This is a genomic window from Bradyrhizobium sp. (genome assembly GCF_030646015.1).
In the GTDB taxonomy this organism is placed as follows: domain Bacteria; phylum Pseudomonadota; class Alphaproteobacteria; order Rhizobiales; family Xanthobacteraceae; genus Bradyrhizobium.
On the sequence record NZ_JAUSLT010000145.1, the window covers coordinates 1 to 9975 of the forward strand.

Annotated in this window: 9 protein-coding genes and 1 pseudogene; 8 read left to right on the plus strand and 2 right to left on the minus strand. The window is 64.1% G+C overall.

Going from position 1 to position 9975, the window contains the following annotated elements:
- From Q7T45_RS22325 to Q7T45_RS22340, 4 genes are all read left to right on the plus strand, one after another.
- A partial coding sequence (locus Q7T45_RS22325; RefSeq protein ID WP_304873640.1) for a DMT family transporter occupies nt 1-431 on the plus strand: 431 nt, incomplete at its 5' end.
- A gap of 80 nt (nt 432-511) precedes the next feature.
- Nucleotides 512-1330: an MlaD family protein gene (locus tag Q7T45_RS22330; RefSeq protein ID WP_304873641.1), complete on the plus strand. Its 819-nt coding sequence runs from the start codon at nt 512-514 to the stop codon at nt 1328-1330.
- Between the two features lie 87 nt (nt 1331-1417).
- On the plus strand, nt 1418-2644 hold the full coding sequence (locus Q7T45_RS22335; protein ID WP_304873642.1) for an alpha-hydroxy acid oxidase: 1227 nt from the start codon (nt 1418-1420) through the stop codon (nt 2642-2644).
- 2 nt (nt 2645-2646) lie between these two features.
- Nucleotides 2647-3681: a uroporphyrinogen decarboxylase family protein gene (locus Q7T45_RS22340; RefSeq protein WP_304873651.1), complete on the plus strand. Its 1035-nt coding sequence runs from the start codon at nt 2647-2649 to the stop codon at nt 3679-3681.
- 108 nt (nt 3682-3789) lie between these two features.
- On the opposite strand, the gene Q7T45_RS22345 is transcribed toward Q7T45_RS22340, so the two are convergent.
- Nucleotides 3790-4188, minus strand: a complete 399-nt coding sequence (locus Q7T45_RS22345) for a DUF1330 domain-containing protein (protein ID WP_304873644.1) — start codon at nt 4186-4188, stop codon at nt 3790-3792.
- A 97-nt stretch (nt 4189-4285) separates the two neighbouring features.
- Between Q7T45_RS22345 and Q7T45_RS22350 the strand changes: the two genes are divergently transcribed.
- A complete protein-coding gene (locus tag Q7T45_RS22350) occupies nt 4286-5221 on the plus strand; it encodes a DMT family transporter (protein ID WP_304873645.1) in 936 nt (311 codons plus the stop codon).
- A gap of 125 nt (nt 5222-5346) precedes the next feature.
- Nucleotides 5347-6327 carry a tripartite tricarboxylate transporter substrate binding protein gene (locus tag Q7T45_RS22355; protein WP_304873646.1) on the plus strand — a complete coding sequence of 327 codons (981 nt, stop codon included), beginning with the start codon at nt 5347-5349 and terminating at the stop codon, nt 6325-6327.
- Between the two features lie 160 nt (nt 6328-6487).
- On the opposite strand, the gene Q7T45_RS22360 is transcribed toward Q7T45_RS22355, so the two are convergent.
- A complete protein-coding gene (locus tag Q7T45_RS22360) occupies nt 6488-8173 on the minus strand; it encodes a methyl-accepting chemotaxis protein (protein ID WP_304873648.1) in 1686 nt (561 codons plus the stop codon).
- 248 nt (nt 8174-8421) lie between these two features.
- Between Q7T45_RS22360 and Q7T45_RS22365 the strand changes: the two genes are divergently transcribed.
- Complete coding sequence (locus Q7T45_RS22365; protein ID WP_304873650.1) at nt 8422-9465, plus strand: C-terminal binding protein; 1044 nt, start codon at nt 8422-8424, stop codon at nt 9463-9465.
- A 141-nt stretch (nt 9466-9606) separates the two neighbouring features.
- A pseudogene (locus Q7T45_RS22370) lies at nt 9607-9975 on the plus strand (glycerophosphodiester phosphodiesterase); the annotation flags it as partial.

Genomic DNA, 9975 nt, shown 5'->3' on the forward strand with positions numbered 1-9975 from the left:
TCGGCGATGTCATCTTCCTCGCCGCGCTGGCGATCTTCGGGCTGTACTCGACGCTGTCCTTCAAGCGCCCGCAGATCCACGGCCTGTCGTTCGTCGGCTTTACCTTCGGCTGCGGGGCTGCTGCGCTCATTCCCCTGTTTATCTGGGAACTGATGACCCGGCCGCTGATGCAGATCAACGGCCCCAACCTGCTGACGCTGTTCTATGTCGCGGTGTTCCCCTCGACCCTGGCCTATCTGTGCTTCAATCGCGGCGTGCACCTGATTGGCGCCAACCGCGCGGCGGCGTTCTTTCATGTCGTCCCGATGTTCGGCGCCGCGATGGCCATCGTCTTTCTCGGCGAGCATCCGCGGCTGTTCCACGTGATCGGCTTCGCGCTGGTGCTATCAGGTGTTTTCGTCGCCTCGCGCAAGCCCGCGACCGCGGCCTGACCCATTACCCGTCCGGAAAACGGTGACTGGAGGCGGCAATTGCGCTATCCCTTGACGCTGTTTGCAGCTGGATACCGGACATGAAACCGCGGGCGAGCAGCCTGTTGATCGGATCGTTGACCCTGGCGCTGATCGCCGGGGGATTCGGCGCGTTTCTCGGCATCCGGAAGTACACCGGCGTCCAGGGACGGGTCCCGCTCCGGGTGGTTTTCGAAGGCTCCGCATCCGGCCTTCACAAGGGCGGCGGCGTCAATTTGAACGGCGTCCGGGTCGGCGAGGTGGTGTCGCTGACGCTGGATAACCCGCGCCGGGTGGTGGCGTTGGCGATGATCGACAACACCGCGCCGGTCCGAAAGGACACCGAGGCCGGGCTCGAATTTCAGGGGCTGACCGGCGTGGCCGCGATCTCGTTGACCGGCGGCGCGATCGACGGCCCTCCGGTTCCGCTGGACAAGGACGGCGTGCCGGTACTGACGGCCGATCCGGACGCGCTGCTGGACACGCAGGGGAAGATCCGGGTGGCGCTGCGCAACATCGACAAGGTCATCAAGGACAATGAAGTGGCGGTGAAGGACACGCTGCTCAACTTCGAGACGTTCACGGCGAGCCTGGCAAGCAACGGTCCACGGATCACCGACATCGTCGATGTCGCCGACGACGTCATGAAAGGCATCGACGATGGCCTTGGCCAGACCCAGAAGTTTCTGGCCAACGTCGGCAGCGACAAATATGGCGGCGAGCTGTTGCCGACCGTGATCTCGCTTCGCGAACTGATCCAGAGTTTCGACAAGCGCACCGCCGTCGTGATCACCGACGCCCGCCGCGCCTTGCAGGACCTCAGCGCAACCATTAACAAGTCAGACCCGAAGCCCGCCGGCCGCCCTCCTGCCCGACGCTAGCACCGAGGCGCCCGCGGACGGCGCTTGACCGTCCCGCGGCGCTGTCTCACCATCCCGGCCAAGACCCTCCGAAGAAGGCTCGCCAACGTGCACGACAAAATCGCGACCATGAAAGCCCCGCCGCCGCCCACGGTGCAACGCGCCACCAGCGTTGTTCCACGCAACTTGCGGCAATACCTTTCGCTCGACGATTTCGAGGCGACGGCAAGGCGCCGGTTGCCGAAATTTCTTTACGGTTACATCTCGGGCGGCGCCGAGACCGACGCCTCGGTGCGCGACAACCGCCGCGCCTTCGAGGAATACGGCTTCGTGCCGCGGGTGTTGAACGACGTCTCCGGCCGCGAGCAGACCACCACGCTGTTCGGCAAGACCTATGCTGCGCCGTTCGGCATTCCGCCGATGGGCTCGTCGGCGCTGTGCGCCTATCGCGGCGACATCGTGCTGACGCGCGCGGCAGCCGCGATGAACCTGCCGATGATCCTCAGTGCCTCATCGCTGATCACGCTGGAGGACGTGCGGCGGGAAAATCCCGATGCCTGGTATCAGGCCTACCTCGCCGGCGAACCGTCGCGCATCGAGCCACTGGTCGACCGCGTCGCCGCCGCCGGCTACGACACCTTCGTCGTGACCGCCGATGTGCCGGTGCCGCCCAACCGCGAGAACAATATCCGCAACGGGTTTCAGGTCCCGCTGGCGATTACGCCCCGCGTCGCATGGGACACCGTAACCCATCCGCATTGGCTGTTCGGCGTCTGGGCGCGCACGCTTGTCAACCACGGCATGCCGCATTTCGAGAACATGGACGCCAAGCGCGGACCGCCGGTGCTGGCCAAGAACCTGATGCGCAACATCGGCCATCGCGACCAGCTCGCCTGGAAGCATGTCGAACTGATCCGCCGCCGCTGGAAGGGCAAGCTGGTGATCAAGGGCCTGATCTCGCCTGCAGATGCCCGCATCGCGCGCGAGAGCGGCGCCGATGGCGTGATCCTCTCCAATCACGCCGGCCGCCAGCTCGATTTTACCGTGTCGGCGCTGCGCACCCTGCCGGAGATCGCGGCCGAAGCAGGCGGTATGACCGTGATGCTGGATGGCGGCATCCGGCGCGGCACCGACGTGATCAAGGCGCTGGCACTCGGCGCCCAGTTCGTCTTCGTCGGCCGGCCCTTGCTCTATGCGGCGGTCGCCGGCGGCGAAGCCGGGGTGCAGCGTGCGCTGACGCTGCTCAAGGAGGAGGTCAATCGCGACCTGGCGCTCTTGGGCATCCGCAGCATCAGCGAGATTACGCCGGAGCTGGTGCGAAAGTTTGTACCTTGAACATGCCGAAACATCTGCTGCCGACCACCGTGGTCGGCAGCTATCCGCAGCCGGAATGGCTGGTCGACCGCGCCATGCTGTCGAAGGTGGTGCCGCGCACCCGCATGCACGCGATGTGGCGTGTGCCGGAGGAGCATCTCGAAGAAGCCCAGGACGACGCCACCATCGTCGCCATCAGGGACATGGAGCGCGCCGGCATCGATATCGTGACCGATGGCGAAATCCGGCGCGAAAGCTATTCGAACCGGTTCGCCACCGCGCTCGAGGGTATCGATATCGACAATCCCGCGATGATCAAGTCGCGCTCGGGACTGGAAACGCCGGTGCCGCGCGTGGTCGGCAAGGTCCGCCGTACCCAGCCGGTCGAACGACGCGACACGGAGTTTCTCCGCCGCAACACCGACCGCGCCGCCAAGATCACATTGCCCGGCCCCTTCACCATGAGCCAGCAGGCCAAGAATGAATTCTACGACGACGACGAGGAACTGGCGATGGCCTTCGCCGAGGCCGTCAATGCCGAAGCCCTCGACCTGCAGAAGGCCGGCGCCGATGTAATCCAGCTCGACGAACCCTGGGTCCGCAACAATCCCGAACTGGCAAAACGCTATGCGGTGAAGGCGATCAACCGCGCGCTGCGCGGCATCACGGTGCCGACCGTGGTGCATTTGTGTTTTGGCTATGCCGCCGTGGTGCCGGGCTCCACGAAACCCGCCGGCTATTCCTTTCTGGCGGAACTGTCCGACACGACGGCTGACCAGATTTCAATCGAGGCGGCGCAGCCGAAGCTCGACCTCAACGTGCTCAAGGATCTATCCTCGAAGAAAATCATGCTCGGCGTGCTCGACCTCGGCAACCCGGAAATCGAAACCGCCGCAGTGGTTGCCGATCGTATCCGCAATGGCCTGAAATATGTCGCCGCGGAACGGCTGATCCCCGCGCCCGATTGCGGCATGAAATACATGCCGCGCCACGTCGCCTTCGGCAAGCTCAAGGCGATGTGCGATGCCGCGGCGATGGTGCGAAAGGAGATCAGTTGATCTCGTAGGGTGGGCAAAGCTTCCGTCGTAGCTCGAAGAGCGAAGGCGGAAGCGTGCCCACCAGCAACAAAGAATGGTGGGCACGGCGCAAGGGCGCCTTTGCCCACCCTACTTCTTGAACTTGCTGTAAGCCTCCGCCGTCGCGATGATCACATGCTCGGCACAGCCGTTACGGCGGTGCGGATCGCATCGCATCTCGTAGTCTTCCGACGTCATCATGTCGATGAAGGCGGCCACCGAGGGATAATACACCAGCGCCAGATAGTCCCATTGATTGCCGTCCTGTTCGCCCAGCGCGACCGCCTTGGCATCGCCGGTCCACAGCAGGGTGCCGCCCCGCGCCTTGATCATCGGCACCGTCAGGGCGCTGTAGCGCAGATAGGCATCCCAGCCTGAGCCGTCGCCATCGAGCGAGCGCGCATGAAACCGCATCAGGTTCACCATCACGACCGGCCCCTGCTGCTCCAGCTCCTTCAGCCCAGTGATGTTCAGCAGATCCACGCCCATCGCCTGCTCCTCGCCCGCTCTGATTCTGGCATTGTAGCATTGCGGATGCGGGACTTGTCGCGCGGCGGAATTCCGGCACAACTCTTCTCTGAAGCAAATGACAATTCCCGCGCCCGCACCGCCCGCCCCCGACCCGGTCAGATGGCTCAATAACCAGCCCTATCTGCTCTTGAGCCTGACCTCTCTGTTCTGGGCCGGCAATATCGTGCTCGCACGCTATGTCGCCGGCCATGTGCCGCCGATGACGCTGTCCTGCGTGCGCTGGATCGGCGCCTTCCTGATGCTGATGCCGTTTGCCTGGCCGCATCTGAAGCAGGACTGGCCGGCGCTGCGCGCACGCCTGCCCCTGATGGTGGGACTATCGGCCACCGGTTTCGCCTTCAACAATGCGATTTCCTACTGGGCGCTGCAGTATACCGAGGCGCTGAACGCGCTGTTGATCCAGTCGTCGGGACCGCTGTTCGTGGCGCTGTGGTCGCTGCTGCTGTTCGGGATGCGGCTCACTCTCGCGCAATTCGCCGGCATCACGATCTCGCTCGCGGGCGTGCTGACCATCCTGTTGCGCGGCGATCTCGCGGCGCTCGTCAGTATCCAGTTCAACCGCGGCGACGTGATGTTCGCCGGCGCGGTACTGAGCTTCGGACTGTATTCGGCGTTGATCACGCGGCGGCCAAAGATCCACCAGCTGTCACTGATTTCCTTCACCATCGGCTGCGGCGCGCTGCTGCTGCTGCCGTTCTCGATCTGGGAGTTTTCGACCGGCGTCAGGCTGAAGCCGGATGCGCTGACGGCGGCGACGGTGATCTACGTCATGATCTTTCCATCGACGCTGGCTTATTTGTTCTTCAACCGCGGCATCGCGCTGATCGGGCCGAACCGCGCCTCGCCGTTCCTTCATCTGGTGCCGGTATTCGGCTCGGCGATGGCGATCCTGCTGCTCGGCGAGCAGCCGCGGCTGTTCCATCTGACGGGATATGTGCTGGTGCTGGCCGGCGTGGTGATCGCCTCAAGGCCCGCATCGGCGGCCCAGTAACCTATGCAAGTGACGGATAGCTGCAGCGCAGTACCGGCTTTCGTTTTGGCCTCGGGCAGGCTAGCGTGGCCCGCAGGAAATCCATCAGAAAAGCCTCAAGAAGGCTCTAAGGGAGACGAAACGGAATGATTTCGCTATCGACACAACGCCTGGGTGCAGCTGCGGCCTTCGCAGTGATCTTCGCCGGACTGACATCCGCGGCATCCGCGCAGGCCCCCTACCCGAACCGCACCATCACGCTGGTGCTGCCTTTCGCGGCCGGCAGCGGCACCGACACCACAACCCGGATCATCTCCAAGGAACTCGGCACCGCCCTCGGCGTCGGCATCGTGATCGAGAACAAGCCGGGCGCCAACGGCGCGCTCGCGGCGAGCCATGTCGCGCGATCCGCGCCGGACGGGTATACGTTGATGGTGTCGACGAATACGCCGCATTCGGCCAATCCGTATTTGATGAAGAACATGACCTACGATCCGATCAAGGACTTCACGCCGATCGCGCGGTCCGGCGATCTGCCGTTCATGCTGGTGATTCACCCGGACATCCCGGCAAACTCGGTGGCCGAACTGATCGCGCTGGCCAAGAAGGAGCCAGGCAAGTACTCCTATGCCAGCGGCAGCTCCGCCGCGATCGTGTCGGGTGCGACGTTCGCCAGCCTCGCCGGCATCGAACTGCTTCACGTTCCCTACAAGAGCTCGCCGCCCGCGCTGACCGACCTCATCGCCGGACGTGTCTCGATGATGTTCATCGATGTCCCGACCGGCCTGCCCCATGTCAACGCCAAGGCGCTGAAGGCGCTTGCGGTCACCACCAAGCAGCGCTCCGCCCTGCTGCCCGAACTTCCCACCATGGATGCCACGGTGAAGGGCTTCGACATCACGTCATGGCAAGGCTATCTCGGCCCGGCCAACCTCCCGAAGGATATCGTCACCAGACTGAACGCGGAGATCCGCAAGGTGGTCGAACGACCCGACATCAAGGGTCAGCTCGCCGACCGCGGCATGGAGGCGTTTTCGGGGCCGCCCGAAGAGTTCGCCGCGTTCCTGAAGGAGCAGTTGGTGGTGTGGGAGAAACTGATCAAGGGCGCCGGCATCGAGAAGCAGTAGAGACCTTCCGCTGCTTGCGTGTCCCGGACGCGGTGCAGCGCTTCTTGCGGTGCACCGCTGAGCCGGGACCCACTTTCATCCGTCCAGGCCCCGGCTCTGCAGCGCATCACGCCGCAAGAGCGGCGCGCTGCGCAGCGTCCGGGGCACGTAACCCTCGCGATTACGCCGCGCGAACCTTGGTCAGGAATTCGTCGACCGCAACGCGCAGCATGCCGGACTGATTATCGAGCTCGCGGGCGTTCGAAAGCACGTCTGAAGCGGCGGTGCCGGTGGCTGCCGCGGCGGTGGAGACGCCGCCGATATGGGCACTGATCTCGCTCGATCCGGCCGCGACCGACTGGATGTTGCGCGCGATCTCGCGGGTGGCGTCACCCTGCTGTTCGATCGCGGTCGAGAGGCTGACGGTGATCTCGCTCATCTGGGCAATGGTCTCGGTGATGCCGCCGATCGAGACGACCGCATCGCTGGTGGAAGCCTGCATCGCGGCGACTTGGGCCGAGATTTCCTCGGTGGCCTTTGCGGTCTGGTTGGCCAGCGCCTTGACCTCGGAGGCCACGACCGCGAAGCCGCGGCCGGACTCGCCGGCCCGCGCCGCTTCGATGGTGGCGTTGAGCGCCAGCAGATTGGTTTGGGCTGCGATCGAATGGATCAGCTTGACCACTTCGCCGATCTTCTCGGCGCCGGTCGACAGCGCACCGACGGTGGCGTTGGTGCGTTCGGCACCGGCCACCGCCTGGCTGGCGATCTCGCTCGACCGCGTCACCTGACGGGAAATCTCGGCGACCGAACTCGAAAGTTCTTCCGCCGCCGCCGCGACCGTTCCGACGTTGTTGGACGCGCTCTCGGACGCGGCCCCGACGGTCGCGGCGCGCGCGCTGGCGTCGCTCGCGGTAGCCGTCATCGACTGCGCCGTGGACTGCATGCCCGCTGCCGCCGTCGACACCGAGCGGACGATGCCGTTGACGCTGCGTTCGAAATCGCTGGCGAGGTTTTCCATCGCCGCGCGGCGTTCCGCCGCGGCGCGTCCCTGGATCTCCGCCTCGGCCTCTTCCAGCCCGCGAATCCGCATTGCGTTGTCCTTGAAAATCTGGACGGTCGCGGCCATCTTGCCGACCTCGTCGCCGCGCCCGATGCCGGGAATGTCACCTTCCAGCGAGCCATTCGCCAACGCCTGCATGCGGTCGCCGAGCTGGCCGAGCGGACGGCTGATGCTGCGGCCGATCATCCAGGCGATGCTGCCGGCGATCACGCCGATGCCGAGAATGGCCAGAGCCAAAACCCACATGATCGGCTTCAGCTTGGCGTTGATATCGTCGATATAGGCACCGGTCCCAACGAACATGTTCCAGCCGGGGACTGCAACGGCATACGAGATCTTGCGAATGATCTCTTCCTGACCCGGCTTGCGATATTCATATTCCAGGGTGACCTCGCCCTTCGCAGCCACACCGTCGCGCAATTCCCGCGCCAGCTTTCTGCCATTGGTCTCAATATCGAGACGGTTCGTGCCGTGCTGCTTGGGGTCAGGCGACATCAGCGTAATGCCGTCCATCGTGTAACCGAACAGATAACCGGCCCCCTTGTCGAAGGTCATCGAATTGCCGCGGCGAGCAAATTCGGCGATCGCAGCTTCCTTGGTGAGCTGGCCGGCATCGACCTGCTTTTGCAGCCCGACGGCCAAATTGCGACCCATCTCGACGATCGCCCTGGTCTGTTCGATGCGGGCGCTCATCATCTCGCGTTGCATCAAATAGCCGGCGAGGACACCTGCCATACAGAGACCAACGAGCGTCACACCCACCAGAATGCCGAGCTTGGGGGTGATCGTCAGATTGGTCAGCTTCACGGGCAGTCTCCGGGGGATTGTGGGCGCGGCTGGCGAGCCCGTTGGCGGAATGATTCGCATCACGCTATAGTGAAATCCATTAGCGTTTTGTTACGATGTCCCTTCCGTAGAAGTACACGCGCAACTGCCGTCTTTTTCATCACAACAGCCGGGAGTTGTGTGGGGCTGATCAAGATGCTGGAATAGCGAGGCGGCGACGAGGGTCGCGGCCATAACCAACACCGAAGTGTCAAATCGGGGAGCAGAAAATGCCGAAATTCAGGGTGGTGACGCCGAAGGGCGCGAGTTTCACGGTCGCCGGCGGCGGCTATGATTACGAGAAAGAGGCGCTCGACCCGATCGGCGCCGAGATCATCGAGGCGCCGGCCAACGAGGCGGAATTCATCGCCGCCGCCCGCACCGCCGACGCCATCTACGCCAAGGGCATGCCGATCTCGAAGGCCGTCATCGATGCCCTCGAAAACTGCAAGGTCATCACGCTCGGAACCGTCGGCGTCGACAGCGTCGACGTGAAAGCCGCCACCGCGCGCAGCATTCCCGTCACCAACGTGCCCGACACCTTTATCGAGGAAGTCGCCGACCACGCCATGATGCTGCTGCTGGCCGGCTTTCGCCAGCTGGTCACGCAGGACCGGATGGTCCGGGAAGGCCGCTGGTCGGAGGGCCGCCCGGCTTTGCTGAAGATCCCCCGCCTGATGGGGCAGACGCTCGGCTTCATCTCGTTCGGCCGGGTGGCCCGCGCCGTCGCCAGGCGCGCCGCCCCGTTCGGCCTCAGGATGATGGCCTATGATCCCTTCATCCAGGAGACGCTGATTTCCGATCATGGCGTGATGCCGGCGACGCTGTCCGAAGTGCTGTCGCAATCCGATTTCCTGTCGATGCATGCCCCGGCGCGGCCGGAGGTTCACCACATGCTCGGCGAAAAGCATTTTCGGCAGATGAAACCCACCGCCATCTTCATCAACACCGGGCGCGGTCCGACCGTCGATGAGGAAACCCTGATCAAGGCGCTGCAGGAGGGCTGGATCGCGCACGCCGCCCTCGACGTGCTGGAAAAGGAACCGCCGTCCCACAACAACCCGATGCTATCGATGGAAAACGTCACCCTGACCGCCCATGTCGCTTCGGCATCGGCACGCTTCGACGAGGCGCGCAAGCGCCGCGTCGGCTACGAATTGTCACTGGTACTGCAGGGCATGTGGCCGGTAAGCTGCGTCAATCCGTCGGTGCTGCAAAATACCTCGCTTCGGCGCTGGCAACCCGTCAGCATGGACCGCGGCCCGAACAGCTAGGACCGCCGATCGATCGATGATTCAGCGGCGGCGTAAGGCCGCAGATTCGCCCACAGGCGTCACGCCCCCTTCATAAATTCGTCAGTGCGCTGTAACGCGCGCTGCGCAGAACACCGCATGGTCAACTCTAGGAGACTAACCATGCGCATGTCACTGCTTTGTTCCGTCGCGTCGATCGTTCTGGCTGCGGGGGCCGCGTTCGCACAGGGCGAAGGCGAATTTCCAGCCACGCTCAAGGGCCATGCCGTGCTGCCGGCGCAATCCTTTGTCGAAGCGCCCGCCGATGCGCCTGCCGATCTCAAGACCGCGGGCAAATACACCACCGGCCGCCGGATCGACGCCGTCGGCAGCGTGATGGGAAAATCCTACGAGCGCCCGACCGGCGTGTCGCTGCCGTTCAAGGGCCAGCCGCTGCAGGGCCATTCCGGCATCAAGGTGATGCCGGACGGCTCGTTCTGGGTGCTCACCGACAATGGCATGGGCTCGCGCTACAACTCGGCCGATTCGATG

What these genes read in the sequence shown, in the direction of transcription:
- Q7T45_RS22345 (WP_304873644.1), bottom strand. Translation starts at nt 4,188, where the DNA reads ATGGGCGTGGATCTGCTGAACATCACTGGGCTGAAGGAGCTGGAGCAG.
- Q7T45_RS22350 (WP_304873645.1), top strand. Translation starts at nt 4,286, where the DNA reads ATGACAATTCCCGCGCCCGCACCGCCCGCCCCCGACCCGGTCAGATGG.
- Q7T45_RS22330 (WP_304873641.1), top strand. Translation starts at nt 512, where the DNA reads ATGAAACCGCGGGCGAGCAGCCTGTTGATCGGATCGTTGACCCTGGCG.
- Q7T45_RS22365 (WP_304873650.1), top strand. Translation starts at nt 8,422, where the DNA reads ATGCCGAAATTCAGGGTGGTGACGCCGAAGGGCGCGAGTTTCACGGTC.
- Q7T45_RS22355 (WP_304873646.1), top strand. Translation starts at nt 5,347, where the DNA reads ATGATTTCGCTATCGACACAACGCCTGGGTGCAGCTGCGGCCTTCGCA.
- Q7T45_RS22340 (WP_304873651.1), top strand. Translation starts at nt 2,647, where the DNA reads ATGCCGAAACATCTGCTGCCGACCACCGTGGTCGGCAGCTATCCGCAG.